The organism is Delftia acidovorans SPH-1 (genome assembly GCF_000018665.1).
Classification (GTDB): Bacteria; Pseudomonadota; Gammaproteobacteria; order Burkholderiales; family Burkholderiaceae_C; genus Comamonas; species Comamonas acidovorans.
The window spans coordinates 6,345,372-6,360,005 of sequence record NC_010002.1 but is presented as its reverse complement, the minus strand read 5'-3'; the positions used below and the strand labels follow the sequence as shown (position 1 = coordinate 6,360,005).

General features: G+C 68.4%; 10 protein-coding genes. 2 read left to right on the top strand and 8 right to left on the bottom strand.

Features of this window, described 5'->3' with window-relative positions:
• Positions 1 to 34: 34 nt before the first annotated feature.
• Positions 35 to 1,948, bottom strand: a complete 1,914-nt coding sequence (locus tag DACI_RS28905) for a trypsin-like peptidase domain-containing protein (protein WP_043782916.1) — start codon at positions 1,946 to 1,948, stop codon at positions 35 to 37.
• A 203-nt stretch (positions 1,949 to 2,151) separates the two neighbouring features.
• On the opposite strand from DACI_RS28905, the gene DACI_RS28900 reads away from it, so the two are divergent.
• Complete coding sequence (locus DACI_RS28900) at positions 2,152 to 3,594, top strand: NAD-dependent succinate-semialdehyde dehydrogenase (RefSeq protein WP_012207514.1); 1,443 nt, start codon at positions 2,152 to 2,154, stop codon at positions 3,592 to 3,594.
• Between the two features lie 57 nt (positions 3,595 to 3,651).
• Here the strand turns inward: DACI_RS28900 and DACI_RS28895 are convergent, their stop codons facing one another.
• The 4 genes from DACI_RS28895 to DACI_RS28880 form a co-directional block, all read right to left on the bottom strand.
• Complete coding sequence (locus DACI_RS28895) at positions 3,652 to 4,185, bottom strand: GNAT family N-acetyltransferase (RefSeq protein WP_012207513.1); 534 nt, start codon at positions 4,183 to 4,185, stop codon at positions 3,652 to 3,654.
• Positions 4,186 to 4,266: 81 nt separating this feature from the next.
• Positions 4,267 to 6,252: an FUSC family protein gene (locus DACI_RS28890; RefSeq protein ID WP_012207512.1), complete on the bottom strand. Its 1,986-nt coding sequence runs from the start codon at positions 6,250 to 6,252 to the stop codon at positions 4,267 to 4,269.
• Positions 6,249 to 6,710 carry a MarR family winged helix-turn-helix transcriptional regulator gene (locus tag DACI_RS28885; RefSeq protein WP_012207511.1) on the bottom strand — a complete coding sequence of 154 codons (462 nt, stop codon included), beginning with the start codon at positions 6,708 to 6,710 and terminating at the stop codon, positions 6,249 to 6,251. Before DACI_RS28885 ends, DACI_RS28890 begins: the two co-directional genes overlap by 4 nt.
• Positions 6,711 to 6,865: 155 nt before the next feature.
• Positions 6,866 to 7,951 (bottom strand): YeiH family protein, encoded by a 1,086-nt coding sequence (locus tag DACI_RS28880; RefSeq protein WP_012207510.1) that lies wholly within the window; start codon positions 7,949 to 7,951, stop codon positions 6,866 to 6,868.
• Between the two features lie 132 nt (positions 7,952 to 8,083).
• Between DACI_RS28880 and DACI_RS28875 the strand changes: the two genes are divergently transcribed.
• The gene (locus DACI_RS28875; protein WP_012207509.1) at positions 8,084 to 8,989 is read left to right on the top strand and encodes a LysR family transcriptional regulator; all 906 of its coding nucleotides are present in this window, start codon (positions 8,084 to 8,086) and stop codon (positions 8,987 to 8,989) included.
• 6 nt (positions 8,990 to 8,995) lie between these two features.
• On the opposite strand, the gene DACI_RS28870 is transcribed toward DACI_RS28875, so the two are convergent.
• The 3 genes from DACI_RS28870 to DACI_RS28860 all read right to left on the bottom strand — a co-directional run bounded on the left by DACI_RS28870 (position 8,996) and on the right by DACI_RS28860 (position 14,460).
• Positions 8,996 to 9,505: a CreA family protein gene (locus DACI_RS28870; RefSeq protein ID WP_012207508.1), complete on the bottom strand. Its 510-nt coding sequence runs from the start codon at positions 9,503 to 9,505 to the stop codon at positions 8,996 to 8,998.
• Between the two features lie 116 nt (positions 9,506 to 9,621).
• Positions 9,622 to 12,201, bottom strand: a complete 2,580-nt coding sequence (gene cphA / locus DACI_RS28865; RefSeq protein ID WP_043782910.1) for a cyanophycin synthetase — start codon at positions 12,199 to 12,201, stop codon at positions 9,622 to 9,624.
• Positions 12,202 to 12,267: 66 nt separating this feature from the next.
• Complete coding sequence (locus tag DACI_RS28860; protein WP_012207506.1) at positions 12,268 to 14,460, bottom strand: cyanophycin synthetase; 2,193 nt, start codon at positions 14,458 to 14,460, stop codon at positions 12,268 to 12,270.
• Positions 14,461 to 14,634 lie beyond the last annotated feature (174 nt).

Genomic DNA, 14,634 nt, shown 5'->3' with positions numbered 1-14,634 from the left:
TTCTTGGGGAGGCACTGCGGTGCAGTGCGCGTGCTTACTGGGTTTTCCAGACGTAGTAGCCCACACCCTCATATTTGAAGAAGGGATACTTGGTGATCACCTGATCCCGCTCTGCAATGTTGATGGTGTAGAAGTGCGCACCAGTCTGCTCGTTGAAGAAGCGGAATATGGGGACTGTTCCATTGACTGCAGTTGTGGCGGCATACCAGGCGACGCCTTCATCGATGAAGCCGGGATAGTAGATCTTCACCTGGTTGCGCTCGAAGGCGTCGATGGTGAAGAAATGCGCGCTTGTATTTCTATTGAAGAAGCGGAATACGGGATCCAGCCCTTGTTGCATTTGGGTGGATGCATAGAAGGCCACGTTTTCATACTGGAAGGCCGGATAGGTCGCAATCACCTGATCGCGCTCTTGTGCATTGGCTGTGTAGAAATGCGCACCGGTGACTCGATTGAAGAAGCGATAGACGGGGGTACGTGTCTGGGAGGTGCCGGTAATCGGGTCTGCTGCAAGCCATTTCTGAACATTGGGAAACAGCAGATCGAAGCGTCCATAGATGGACATGCCGCCAGAGGCAGGGCAAGTCTGGTCGTCGCCGCCATAGAGGACCCCGGCCAAACGTCCTTCCACGAACATGCCCGAGCCGCTGCTGCCTCCTTGCGTCAGCCCTTGATCCCAGTTCACCAGGTTGAAGCCACCGCTGACATTGGCGCATTTCATCATCCCTTCGCTGGAAGGCTCGCATGAGACTGATCTGGAGACTGTGCCGAAACTGATTTTCTGCAGATCGCCTCGGGGATGGTGGATGCCCACCATGCTGGTGCCACCAGCCACTGTCTGGCTGGTCCAGCCTGCAAACACTGCACCGGCTGGGGGCGCATCGTTGAGGCGCAGCAGTGTGGAATCGTAGTCCGCCGTCGCATAGAGCAAGGTGGCACCGTTTCGCAGCACCCTGTTTGCGGATGACAACGTGCGACTGTTGCAGGAGGGCGTGCGATAGAACCAGGAGGTTTCCAGGGTGGAAGCCACTGTCTGGCTGCTGATGCAATGGTTGGCCGTAATGAAGTAAGGAGTGCCGGAAGCGGCCTTGTCATTGAGCAGCGTACCCGTGCACAAATAGCCCGCACCGTTCTTCACATAGAGCATGCGTGCTACGGCATTGCGTTGTGTGCTGTAGTTGTCGTAGCAGGTGGAGTCCAGATTGCAGGACAGGGACTCGTTGAGCTGGGCCGAGAACTGCATTTCGCTTTCCAGCGGAAGCGAAAGGTTCTCGTGGATATGCATCACGCGCGGGATGGCGATGCGCAGCGCGTCGGCGGGAATGCCTGGTGGCAGTTCGATCTCCAGCGTCACCTCGTCACCGCCGGTGTCCGGCGTCCACCAGGTGCGACCATCGGTGGTTTTGTCTCCCGCCTCCAGATTGGCCTGCAGACCCTGCAGCACGCGCTGGCCGGCGATCTCGTAGGCGCCCGCACGATGGTCACGCGCATAGACGCGCAGCAGCGCACTGCCTGGCAGTTGCTGCATCTCGACGCCCATGCGGATGCCGTAGGCGCCTTCCGAACGCAGGCTGACAGCGGCCACCAGGCCGCCCGAGGCCGTGGAGTGCCATTGCAACTGCGAGGCCAGCGCGTCGGTCGTGGCCGTCTGTGTGCTCAGTCGCTGCGCGCCCACCTGCATGGCGCCGTCCTGCGGGGCCGATGCGGCGTGGTACTCCTTCCAAGCGCCCAGTTCCACGCGCAGTGGTGTGACCTCGGAAGGGGCGGCCAAGCTGCGAGATGCCAGAAATTCCCGAGGGGAGTTCAGAGGCTGGACATGGTGGTCCACGCTCATGGCGGGGTAGGCAGATTCCTGCCCGCAGGCCAGCCCCAGGCTGCCGGCCAGGGCGAGCGCCAGCGCGACGCTGCGCAAACCCCTGCGCGCAGTGGTGTCGAAAAGATCGGTCATGGGCTCCCTCTCAACGGATTGGTGGATATTGCGAAACCCGGGCATTTTAGGTGTTGTGTGCGTGACAGCCCGGTGACGGCACCGCCGTCCGGCGCTTCCTAGAATGGTCGCTGCGCTGCAGCGGCAGCCGGGTGCGGACACTGCGAGCGCCGTGCCTGCCCCACACATCTGCCCCCTGTCATCTACCAAGGATCTGATCCAGCATGAGCCATTCCTACTCCGACACCCAACTCCTGATCGACGGCCAATGGCAGGACGCCGCCAGCGGCAGGAAGATTCCCGTGCGCAACCCGGCCAGCGGCGAAGTCATCGGCCATGTGGCCCATGCCGACGTGGCCGACCTGGACCGTGCGCTGGCCGCAGCGCAGCGCGGCTTCGAGGTCTGGCGCAATGTCTCCGCCCATGAGCGCGGCGCCGCCATGCGCCGTGCCGCCGCCCTGCTCAAGGAGCGCGCCGACGAGATCGCCGCGCTCCTGACGCAGGAGCAGGGCAAGCCCGTGGCCGAGGCCAAGGGCGAAATCCTGGCCGGCGTGGGCATCATCGAATGGTTTGCCGACGAGGCGCTGCGCGTGTACGGCCGCATCGTGCCCTCGCGCCGCCCCGAGGTGCAGCAGCTGGTGATCAAGGAGCCCGTGGGCCCCGTGGCCGCCTTCACGCCCTGGAACTTCCCCGTCAACCAGATCGTGCGCAAGATCGGCGCGGCGCTGGCCACGGGCTGCTCCTTCCTGTGCAAGGCGCCCGAGGAAACGCCGGCTGCGCCCGCAGCCCTGTTCAAGTGCTTTGTCGATGCCGGCGTGCCGGCCGGCGTGGTGGGCCTGGTGTTCGGTGATCCGGCGCAGATTTCCTCCTACCTGATCGCCCATCCCGTGATCCGCAAGGTCACGTTCACCGGCTCCACCGCAGTGGGCAAGCAGCTGGCGGCGCTGGCCGGCCAGCACATGAAGCGCTCGACCATGGAGCTGGGCGGCCACGCGCCGGTCATCGTGGCCGAGGATGCCGACGTGGCCCTGGCCGTGAAGGCCGCAGGCGCGTCCAAGTTCCGCAATGCGGGCCAGGTCTGCATCTCGCCCACGCGCTTTCTGGTCCACAACAGCGTGCGCGAGGAATTCACGCGCGCCATGGTCGCCCATGCCGAAGGCCTCAAGGTCGGCGATGGCCTGGTCCAGGGCACGCAGATGGGCCCGCTGGCCAATCCGCGCCGCGTCACGGCCTTGTCCCATCTGATCGAGGATGCGCAAAAGCAGGGCGCCAAGCTGCTCACGGGCGGCGCCTCGCTGGGCGGTGCGGGCAACTTCTTCGCTCCCACGGTGCTGGGCGACGTGCCGCTGAGCGCCGAGATCTTCAACCAGGAGCCCTTCGGCCCCGTGGCCGCCATCCGCGGTTTTGACGATCTGGGCGAGGCCATTGCCGAGGCCAACCGCCTGTCCTACGGCCTGGCGGCCTATGCGTTCACGCGCTCCATCAAGACGGCCCACCAGCTGGCCCAGCAGGTCGAGACCGGCATGCTGTGGATCAACCAGCCGGCCGTGGCTTCGGCCGAGATGCCGTTCGGCGGCGTCAAGGATTCGGGCTATGGCTCCGAGGGCGGCCCCGAGGCGCTGGAGGCCTATCTGGTCGCCAAGGCCGTGTCGATCGCGGCGGTGTAAGACAGGCATCTGCCCCATGGACTAGGCCGTCCCACTCGCGTGGGACGGCCTTTGTTTTCATGGGGCGGCAACGCCCGACGTGGCGACCCCTGGTATGCGGTAGACGACGAGCACGTACTTTGAAAGGCTCTGGCGCTCAACCTCCATGCCACCCAGCCTCTGGGCAATGCGCCGGCTGGCGGTATTGGGCTCGGCCACCGGATAGCGCAAGGACTGTGGCGCAAAGGTCGCTCGGGTCCATGCTGCCAGCGCGGCCACGGCTTCGCGGCCGTAGCCCTGGCCATGCACGTCCTCGCGTATCCAGATCCCGAGTTCGGGCTCGGCGTCGCGCGCGCGGTGCAGGCCCAGCAGGCCGGTGAATCGGCCTGACGTGCGCTCGCGCAGCGTGAAGTTGAAGTCCGTGCCGGCCGCGATCTCCTGCAGCCATCCGCGCCAGACAGCCTCGAACTCGGCAGGCGTCGACGCCGGCTCGAACGACAGGTAGCGCGTCAGCGTGGGCGTGATGCAGGCAAAGGCCTCATCGGCATCGGCGGCGGTGAAGGGGCGCAGCGCCAGGCGCTGTGAGGTGATGGTGGTGTCGCTCCACGACATGGATGCTTTCCTTGCAACAGGGGGACAGGGAGCGTGGGGCGCTGCCGGCCTGGGCTGGCCATTCTGGCATGGGTCCGTGCTTCAGCCGGCGTTGCGGAAGAAGGCTTCATGCTGCGCGATCTCATGCGCGGCATGGCGCAGCTGGCGCGCCTGGTCGGGATGGCGTTCGGCCACGCGCTGCGCCAGCGCGCGCAAAAGCGGCGGGCACTGGCCGGGCGCCTGCTGCAGCCGCTGCAGGCGCAGCAGCGCGGCGCGCACGGCGCGGGCGGTGCCGTCGCCCAGGGCCGCTTCCCCGGACAGCTGGTGCAGCGCCTGGATGGCGCGGCCCACATGCAGTGCGGCCAGGCCGCACTCCGCTGCCTGCGCACCCAACTGCCCTCCGGCCTGCTCCGACATGCGCACCAGGCGCAGCAGCCGGTGGTACAGGCGGGCGCGCCAGATGCGGCCATCGCGCGCATGGCCGGGCGTGGCGGCCATGTCCTGCAGCTCGTGCACCATCATGGAGCGCAGGCTTTGCAGCCGGCCCTGCAGCGTGACCGGCAGGATGAAGCGGTAGGCCGCCCAGCCGGCCAGCGGCCCGGACACCACGGCCAGCCCCAGGGCCAGCGCATGGCCGAAGCTGGCCGTCTGCGGGTAGTGGGGCTGCAGCAGGAGCAGCAGCACCATGTTGCAGTCATAGCCCGAGAGCGCGGTGCGCTGGTGCGAGAACAGCAGTGCGCCCACGTAGACAAAGGGCAGCATCAGCCACACCAGGCCCGCCTGGCTGCCGGCGAACGGCCAGACCAGCCACTGGCAGGCCAGGGCCACCAGCACGCCCATGGCCTGGCCCAGGGTCACATGGCGCATGGTGGCCGACGGGTTCTCGAAGCCCGAGAACACGGTCAGCATGATGGACATGCCCAGCAGCATGTAGGCACCGCCGCTCCAGCCCGTCACCACCCACAGCAGGCCCACGATGGCGATGGCCGCGCTGGCACGCAGCATGGCGCGGCGCGCGCCCAGCCAATCGCTGTGCAGCACCACGGGCCATTGGCGGGCGCGGTGGCCGGGCGGCAGGGCCACGTCATGGGTGGCGGCCAGGTGGGCCTGCAGCGCAAAGCCCATCGGGGCCAGCATGTCGGCTGCGCCGGGCCAGGCCACGGCGGCCTCGCGTGCGCGCACCAGGGCCGCCGCGGCCTCGTGCAACTGCACGCGGGTCTCCAGCGCCACGGCGGCTTCGCGCAGCGCCTGCGCGGCGGCCAGGGCCTGCGCCTCGCCAAAGGTCGCAGGCGGCTCCTGCGATGGTGCATCGCGCAGCCACAGCAGGGCCGAGATCTGGGCATTCATGAGCCGGCGCAGCGCGTGCACGGCCTCGCGCGAGCGCTGCGAACCAGCGGCGTGAGGGTCCAGTCCCTCCTCGATCACCGCCATGGCCAGCAGGCGGGCAGCGATCTCCTGCGAGCCCAGGGACGCACGGCCGCGCGCCTGCAGGCTGCCGGCCAGATCACGCAGCAGTTGCGCGAACAGCTGGCGCACCTCGGCATTGCCGGGAATGCCGCTGCCCTTGGGCGTGAACAGCCAGCCCACGAGCAGGGCTGCGAACACGCCGGTCAGCGCCGTGAACAGCCGGTCCCAGCCCAGGGCGAAGACCTGGTCGGGATGGGCGAAGTCCAGCAGCGCGACCATGGCCGCCGAATAGCCGGACAGCATGGTGCCGTAGGCCACGAAGCTGCGCTGCAGATTGCCCACGCCCGCGCACAGGCCCAGCCACACGGCCAGGCCCAGCACCAGCCACAGCAGGTTTCCCTGGGCCAGCAGCACCAGGCCCACGCCCACGGCCGTGCCGGCCACGGTGCCTGCGACCCGGAAAAAGCTTTTTTCGAGCAGTTGCCCGCGCAGCGGCTGGGATGCGGCCCAGGTGGCCATGGCAGCCCACTGCGGATGCTCCAGCCCCAGCTGCCAGGCAGCCAGCAGAGCCAGGCAGGCTGCAAAGGCCGTGCGCAGATGCTGGCGCAGGCGCACGGGGTCGAAGCCCCAGCGGACCGAGGCCTGCAGCAGGCGGCCATAGGCATCGTGCAGGGCGCTCATGGCGCGCCTTCCGTGCGCAGCGCGGCCATGCGCGCCTGGATCTTGGCCATGCCGGCCAGCATGGCCTCGACCTCGGCATCGTCCAGGTCCTGCAGCATGGCCAGCTCGGCCTGCAGCATGGTGGCGCGCACGCGGTCCACGGCGCCGTTGCCTTCATCGGTCAGGAAGATGCGCTTGCTGCGCCGGTCACCGGGGTCGGCGCGGCGTTCCACCCAGCCGTGGCCTTCCAGAATGTCGAGCAGGCGCACCAGGCTGGAGCCGTCCAGGCCCACACGCTCGGCAAGTTCCTTTTGCGTGACGCCGTCGCCCCAGGCGCGCAGGTGGATCAGCGGCGCCCAGGTGGCATCGGTCAGGCCGTCGGCCAGCAGTTGCTCCTCGACCTGGCGGCGCCACTGGCGTACCAGGGTGACCATGAGAAAGCCGAGGCGGGCGCGGGGAGGGGCAGAGGCAAAGGACATGCCTCGATTATCTTTGCAATGCAATTAATTTGCATTGCAAATTAATTGTGTCTGCATTTGATTCAAGGGTATTCCCTTGTCCAGGGGCGGGCAGTCCATGAAAAAGGCCCTGCAAGACGATGCTTTGCAGGGCCGGTCGATGGATGCGGACGGCTTCAGAGCAGGCCGGGCACCCAGCGGTTGAAGAGCAGGCCCGCCACCAGAAGCCATGCGAACAGCAAGGCGGCCAGCAGCAGGGGCTTCGTGCCTGCGGCACGCACGGCGCGGACATGGGTGGTCAGGCCCAGGGCCGCCATGGCCACGGCCAGCAGGGCGTTGTCCAGCTGCACGCCCACCTGCACCACGGCAGCGGGCAGCACGCCCAGGGAGTTCACGCCGGCCATGGCGACGAAGCCCAGCGCAAACCACGGAATGGTGATGCGGCGCGGCTGGCCGTCGCTCACCTGGCTGCTGCGGTTGCCGCGCGCCACCGCCATGGACAGCAGCAGCAGGAAGGGGGCCAGCATCATCACGCGCACCATCTTGGAGATCACGGCCACGTCGGCGGCTTCGGGGGCAATGGCTTCGCCGGCGGCCACGACCTGGGCCACCTCGTGCACGGTGGAGCCCACGTACAGGCCGTACTGCGCAGGCGACATGTCCAGCCAGCCGTGGGAAGCGTTCCAGTGGAACAGCGCGGGGTAGAGGAAGGTGCCCACGGTGCCGAAGACCACCACGGTGGCCACGGCCACGGCCACGTCTTCGGCGCGGCCCTTGATCACGGGTTCGGTGGCCAGCACGGCAGCGGCGCCGCAGATGGAGCTGCCCGCGCCGATCAGCACCGTGGTGCGCGCATCCAGCCCGAAGACGCGGCGGCCCAGCCATTGCGCCAGCAAGAAGGTGCTGCCCAGCACCAGGGCATCGACCACCACGCCGGCCATGCCCACATGGCCTATGTCCTGGAAGGTCAGCCGCAGGCCGTAGAGCACGATGCCCGCGCGCAGCAGGCGCTGCTTGGCCAGGCCTACGCCGGCATGGCAGCTGGGCGCCAGGCGCGGATAGACGGTGTTGCCGATGACCAGGCCGATGCAGATGGCCAGCGTCAGCGCACTCAGGCCCGAGCCGGCCAGCAGGGGCTGGCGTGCGCCCCAGGTGGCGGCTGCGGCAATGGCGCCGGCCAGCAGCAGGCCGGGCGCAAGCTCGGTCAACTGGCGCAGCCAGCCGGACGGATGGGAGGGGCGTGGGAGGGATGTGGTGTTCATGGTGCCTGCGCGCCGCGTCAGGAGCGCGGTGCATGGGAGGCACTTTAGATTTCTTGGCTATATTCGTATAACGAATAGTTTTTGTAGCATCAACCGGGGAAACAGGTTGATGCCTCGTCCAGACTGCATGCCATGCTGCACCTCACCCTGCGCCAACTTGAAATCTTCTGCGCCGTCGCCCAGGCGGGCTCCACCGTGGCCGCGGCCGACGCCGTGGCCCTGTCGCAGTCGGCCACCAGCGCCGCGCTGCAGCAGCTGGAGCAGGCCATGGGCGCCCAGCTGTTCGAGCGCGTGGGCCGGAGGCTGGCGCTCAACGATGCGGGGCGCGCCCTGCTGCCCGAGGCGCTGGCGCTGCTGGAGCAGGCCAGGGGCATAGAGCAGGCGTTTTCGGTGCGGGCCGCCAGCCTGCCCGTGCGTCTGCGCGTGGCAGCCAGCACCACCATAGGCACCTATGCGCTGCCAGCCGTGCTCGCGCACCTGGCGCGCAGCCATCCGCACCTGAGCGTGGACCTGCAGATCGCCAACACGCGCGAGGTGGGCCAGGCCGTGGAATCGCTGGACGTGGACCTGGGCCTGATCGAGGGCACCAGCCACTGGCCCGGGCTGGAGGTCGAGCCCTGGATGCGCGACGAACTCGTCATCGTGGCTGCAGCACAGGACCCGCTGGTGCAGGCCGCAGGCCAGCGCCCGCTGGGCGTGGCCGCCTTGCGTGGTGCGCGCTGGCTGCTGCGCGAATCGGGCTCGGGCACGCGCGAGATGGTGGAGCATGCCTTGCTGCCGCATCTGCACCAGCTGCCGGCCGCCGCCACGCTGGGCAGTTCGGAGGCGATTGCGCGCTGCGTGGCGCAGGGCCTGGGCGTCAGCTGCCTGTCGCGCGTGCTGGTGCAGGCCCTGGTCGCCTCGGGAGAGCTGGCCGTGCTGCCGACCACGCTGCCGCGCATGTGGCGGGATTTCTCGCTGGTGCAGCGGGCGGGCAAGCGCCGCTCGCCGGCGCTGGCGGCCTTTGTGCAGGCCTGCCGCCAACACGCCCAGGACTGAGGCGCGTTATTTGCCCAGCGGAATCGGCGTGCTGCGCGGCACGGGCACGGCGGTGACGCTGTTTTGCGGCGAGCCTTCGATCACGCGGTCCGAGTAGGTCATGTAGACCAGGGTGTTGCGCTGCGCATCGACCATGCGCACCACGCGCAGGCGCTTGAACAGCAGCGAGATGCGTTCGGTGAACACCTCGTCCTGCTGCTTGAGCGGCGCAGGGATCTGGATGGGGCCGGTCTGCACGCAACTGATCGAGGCTTCGGCGCGGTCCTCGGCCAGGCCCAGGCCGCCCTTGATGCCGCCGGTCTTGGCGCGCGAGACATAGCAGGTCACGCCCGCCACCTTGGGATCGTCATAGGCATCGACCACGATCTTGTGGTCCGGGCCTATGAACTTGAACACCGTGTCCACCGCGCCGACCTGCTCGGCGCGCGCACCGCAGGCGCCCAGCAGCAGCGTGGCCAGGGCGGCCGTGAGCAAGGCCCGGCCTCGCGGGAAATACTTCACACTGGGTTTGATCATGGCGTTGCGTAAGAGAGTGGCGCGGCCCAACTCAGGGACACCGAGGAAGGGCCGCCCCGCCCCGAGGGTGTCGTCCCCCTCCCGCGAAGCGAGAGAGGGGGAAGGCGCAAAGCGCCTCAGGGGGTGTTTTCACCCGCCACATGGCGGCGAAGATGCTCCAGAGCTTCCTCGACCTGGTCCACCAGCACCAGACACAGGTCGCCTGGGGTCAGCCGCGCCAGCGCATGGTCGATGGCGTTGAACTCACCCTGGATCTGGGTCACGTAGTCGGTGCGCGGTGCGCCTTGCAGGCCTTGCTGCAGCAGGGCCAGGACTTCACCGTCGGCGCGGCCGCGCTGGCAGGCATCCTGGTAGAGGATGACGTCGTCGAAGGCCTTGCCCAGGATCTGGGTCTGCTCGGTGATGTCCTGGTCGCGGCGGTCGCCCGCGCCGCTGATGACCACGCTGCGGCGCTGCGCGGGCATGGCGTCCACGGCCTGGACCAGGGCGCGGATGGCGTCGGGGTTGTGGCCGTAGTCGGCGATCAGCGTGGCGCCACGGTAGTCCATGACGTTGAAGCGGCCCGGCGCGTTGTCGCTGTCGTTGACGAAGCCGGCCAGCCCGCGGCGGATGGTCTGCCAGGGCATGCCCACGCCCCAGGCGGCGGCGATGGCGGCCATGACGTTCTCCACCTGGAAGCTGATGGTGCCGTTGCGCGTGATGGGGATCTCGCGCAGCGCAATGGTCTCGCGCCACGAGCTTTCGGCCGCGACGATGCTGTCGCCGTCCACGTAGACCACGCGGTTGCCCTGGGCACGGTGCGTGGCCATCACGGGGTGGTGGCGGTCGGCCGCGAAATAGATGACCTTGCCCGGCGAGGTGGAGGCCATGGCGGCGACCAGCGGGTCTGCGGCGTTGAGCACGGCATAGCCGTCGGTGGCCACGTTCTGCACGATGACGCGCTTGAGCACGGCCACGTCTTCCACCGTGGTGATGTAGTTCAGGCCCAGGTGGTCGCCCGCGCCCACGTTGGTGACCACGGCCACCTGGCAGCGGTCGAAGCCCAGGCCTTCGCGCAGGATGCCGCCGCGTGCGCATTCGAGCACGGCCGCATCGGTCTCGGGGTGGGCCAGGGCGTTGCGCGCGCTGCGCGGGCCCGAGCAGTCGCCGCTGTCGATCTGGCGGCCGTTGACGTAAACGCCGTCCGTGTTGGTCATGGCCGTGCGCCAGCCATGCGAGGTGAACAGGTGGGCTATCAGGCGCGTGGTCGTGGTCTTGCCATTGGTGCCGGTGACGGCCACCAGCGGGATGCGGCCGTCCTGGCCCGGCGCGAACAGCTCATCGACCATGGGCACGCCCACGTTGCGGGGCTTGCCGAAGGACGGCGCCAGGTGCATGCGCAGGCCCGGTGCGGCGTTGACTTCGACGATGCCGCCGTTTTGCTCTTCCAGCGGGCGCAGCATGGTCTCGCAGACCACGTCCACGCCGCAGATGTGCAGGCCGATGGTCTGGGCGGCCTCCACGGCGCGCGCGGCGATGTCGGGGTGCACGTCGTCCGTCACATCGGTGGCGCTGCCGCCGGTGGACAGGTTGGCGTTGTTGCGCAGCACCACGCGCTGGCCCTGGGCCGGCACGGATTCTGGCGTGAGGCCTTCGGTGGCGATGCGCGCGATGGCGATGTCGTCCAGGCGGATCTTGGTCAGCGCCGTGCCGTGGCCCGAGCCGCGGCGTGGGTCCTGGTTGACGATGTCCACCAGCTCGCGGATGGTGTGCTGGCCGTCGCCCAGCACCTGGGGCGGCTCGCGGCGCGCAGCGGCCACCAGCTGGCCGCCGACCACCAGCAGGCGGAAGTCATGGCCGGGCAGGAAGCGCTCGACCATGATGTCGTCGCCGAATTCCGAGGCGGTGGCGAAGGCGGCCTTGAGCTGCTCGTGCGTGGTGATGTTGACCACCACGCCCTTGCCCTGGTTGCCGTCTTGGGGCTTGACCACCACGGGCAGGCCCACTTCCTGGGCCACGAGCCAGGCTTCTTCCACGTCCTTGACGGGGCGGCCCAGCGGCACGGGCACGCCGGCGGCGTGCAGCAGGCGCTTGGTCAGGTCCTTGTCCTGGGCGATGGACTCGGCCACGGCGCTGGTCTGGTCCAGCTCGGCGGCCTGGATGCGGCGCGCCTTGGAGCCCCAGCCCAGCTGCACCAGCGAGCCCGAGGTCAGGCGGCGGATGGGAATGCCACGCGCCACGGCCGCATCGACGATGGAGCCGGTGGAGGGACCGATGCGCTCGTCCTCGTCGAGTTCGCGCAGCTGGGCCACCACCTTGTCGGCGTCGAAGGGCGTATCGGCCAGGGCCGACTGCAGCAGCTCGCCGGCCTGTTCCATGGCCAGGCGGCCGACGGCCTCTTCGGTGTACTCCACCACCACCTGGTAGGTGCCGGTCTCCACGGTTTCATGCGTGCGGCTGAAGGTCACCGGGCAGCCGGCCTGGGCCTGCAGCGACAGGGCCGCGACTTCCAGCACCTGGGCCAGCGACAGGCGCTGGTCGGCGCCGTGCGGCTGCAGCGTGCCGATCTTGGGAAAGCGCGCGCGCAGCCGGTCCTCGAAGCCGGGCAGGGCCGAGTAGTCGCACTCGCCGGGCTCGCATTGCACGATGGCTTCGATGGCGGTGCTGCGGGTCCAGAGATTGGGGCCGCGCAGGGCTCGGATGCGGGTGATCTGCATAGTGTCTTCTTTCGGAGGGCAGGCCCGCGTCGCCGGGCCTGCCTGCATGTCATCGTGTGGTCGGGCTCAGGCGGCGGTGGCTGCGGCGGCCGGCGTGTAGTCGAAGGTCTTGATGCCGGCGACGATGAGGTCGGGGGCAATGTCCATGGACCACGCGGCGGCAATGGCGGCCAGCAGGGCCGGCGTGTCCGGGCGCAGGCCGCCGGGCAGGCTCAGTGCGTCCAGCGTGCCCAGCACGCGCTCGGCAGCGCCCGTGGCCAGGATCACCTGGTTGCCGCGCACGAAGACGGCGCGGCCTTCGCTCTCGGAACGGTGGGCCGCGACCACGGGGCTGTCTGCCTGCATCGAATAGAACAGCACCTCGCCGTCGCACAGGCGGGCCAGGTCGGCCACCTGCTCGATGTCGGCATTGAGGACGCCCGCGCCTTCGTCCAGCACCACGTCGATCTGGGTGCGCATCACGCGCGTCATCTGCGACTGCTCGTGCACGTCATGGTCGGGCAACTGCTCGAAGCCGTCCATGTCGGTGACCACGCCGACCAGGCAGCGGTCGTAGGCCAGGCCTTCCTCCAGGATGGAGCGGGCCGTGGTCTGGATGACGGCGGCCTGGGCCAGGCGGTTGGTCAGCAGGCGGTGGGCACCGGCCCAGTTGGCGGTGTTGGTCTTCTGGGTCTGGCGGTTGGACAGGAACATGCCCTCGCTGCTGGCCACGCCCGTGAGCTTGCCCGACAGCTGCAGCAGCCAGCCCACCAGGCGGGCCGTGAAACCGTTGTTGCGCGTGCCGGCAATGCCCACCAGGGGAATGCGGCCTGCGCCCGTGCCCTCTTCGGTGCGCGGGAACAGGTGGTCGGCGATGGCCATGCCCACGGGACGCGGCGCGCCGCTGGTGGGCTTCAGGTGCATCAGCAGGCCGGGGCCGGCGTTGACTTCGAGGATGGCGCCGCCCTGCTCCTTCATGGGGCGCGAGACGTCCTGCAGGATCATGTCCATGCCCGCGATGTCCAGGCCCACGATCTTGGCGGCCAGCGTGGCCATGTAGGCCACTTCGGGATGGACCTCATCCGTGCAGTCGATGGCCATGTTGCCGTTGCGCTGCAGCAGCACGCTGGTGCCCTGGGCGGGAATGGTGTCGGGCGTGACGTTCTGGCGCTTGAGTTCCAGCTTAACGGCCGGGGCTTCGAGGTTGATCCAGTCCAGCGGGTATTCCTGCTCGGGGCCGCGGCGCGGGTCCTGGTTGACCACGGCGACCAGTTCGCGCAGCGTGGACTTGCCGTTGCCGGCCACGCTCACGGTCTCGCCACGGCAGGCCGCCACGACCTTGCCGCCCACCACCAGGATGCGGTGCTCGGTGCCGTCGATGAAGCGCTCGACGATCACGTCCGAGCCTTCGGGCTGGGCCAGCGCGAAGGCGGCCTTGATGTCGGCCTCGTCGCGCAGGTCCAGCGTCACGCCACGCGCGTGGTTGCCGTCTGAGGGCTTGACGGTGACGGGAAAGCCGATGTCCTGCGCCACTTCCCAGGCTTCCTCGGGGCTGTGGACGATCTGGCCTTCGGGCACGGGCACGCCGCAGGCGGCCAGCAGGCGCTTGGTGAAGTCCTTGTCCTGGGCAATGCCTTCGGCAATGGCGCTGGTCTGGTCGCTCTCGGCGGTCCAGATGCGGCGCTGCGCGGCGCCATAGCCGAGCTGCACGAGGTTGCCGTCATTGAGTCGGATATGGGGAATGCGGCGCTCGCCTGCAGCATCGACGATGCAGCCCGTGCTCGGGCCCAGGTAGCGGTCGTTGATCTCGGTCTTGATGGCCTTGACGGCGGCCTTCAGGTCGAAGGGCTCGTCGTTGATGGCGGCCATGATCAGCCGGTGGCCGTAGGCCAGGGCCGTGCGCGCCACGGTTTCCTCGGGGCAGCGGAAGACCATGCGGTAGATGCCGCGCTGGGAAATCTCGCGCGTCTGGCCGAACTCGGCCGGCATGCCCGCCAGGTTCAGCAGCTCGATGATGATGTGCTCCAGCACATGGCCGCACCAGGTGCCGCCTTCCAGGCGCTGGATGAAGCCGCCGCGCTCGCCCACGCCGCAGTGGTGCTCGATCAGGTCGGGCAGCCAGGCCGTCAGGCGCTCGTTGAAACCGTCAAGCTTGTTCGAGGGATAGTCCTCCAGCTCACCAAGATCCAGCCAGACCTCCAGCACGGGACGGTAGGTCCAGACGCTGGGTCCACGCAGGTAGGTGGTGCGCAAGAGTTGGATGTCTTTGAATTTCGCCATGTCGATCAACGGGTAAGCGTGAGCGACGACCCGGGTGCGGATCGCCGGAGAATGGGAGAGGATTGTGCGCTCAGAAAGCCCATGTGCAGTGCTGTCAGCCTAAACCAGGGTTGGCGCGTTGAGCAGGGTATGCCGTGCAAAGCGCGGGATATCCACCGGGGAGCTGCGGTTGCC

What these genes read in the sequence shown, in the direction of transcription:
- DACI_RS28905 (WP_043782916.1), bottom strand. Translation starts at nt 1,948, where the DNA reads ATGACCGATCTTTTCGACACCACTGCGCGCAGGGGTTTGCGCAGCGTC.
- DACI_RS28900 (WP_012207514.1), top strand. Translation starts at nt 2,152, where the DNA reads ATGAGCCATTCCTACTCCGACACCCAACTCCTGATCGACGGCCAATGG.
- DACI_RS28895 (WP_012207513.1), bottom strand. Translation starts at nt 4,185, where the DNA reads ATGTCGTGGAGCGACACCACCATCACCTCACAGCGCCTGGCGCTGCGC.
- DACI_RS28890 (WP_012207512.1), bottom strand. Translation starts at nt 6,252, where the DNA reads ATGAGCGCCCTGCACGATGCCTATGGCCGCCTGCTGCAGGCCTCGGTC.
- DACI_RS28885 (WP_012207511.1), bottom strand. Translation starts at nt 6,710, where the DNA reads ATGTCCTTTGCCTCTGCCCCTCCCCGCGCCCGCCTCGGCTTTCTCATG.
- DACI_RS28880 (WP_012207510.1), bottom strand. Translation starts at nt 7,951, where the DNA reads ATGAACACCACATCCCTCCCACGCCCCTCCCATCCGTCCGGCTGGCTG.
- DACI_RS28875 (WP_012207509.1), top strand. Translation starts at nt 8,084, where the DNA reads ATGCTGCACCTCACCCTGCGCCAACTTGAAATCTTCTGCGCCGTCGCC.
- DACI_RS28870 (WP_012207508.1), bottom strand. Translation starts at nt 9,505, where the DNA reads ATGATCAAACCCAGTGTGAAGTATTTCCCGCGAGGCCGGGCCTTGCTC.
- cphA (WP_043782910.1), bottom strand. Translation starts at nt 12,201, where the DNA reads ATGCAGATCACCCGCATCCGAGCCCTGCGCGGCCCCAATCTCTGGACC.
- DACI_RS28860 (WP_012207506.1), bottom strand. Translation starts at nt 14,460, where the DNA reads ATGGCGAAATTCAAAGACATCCAACTCTTGCGCACCACCTACCTGCGT.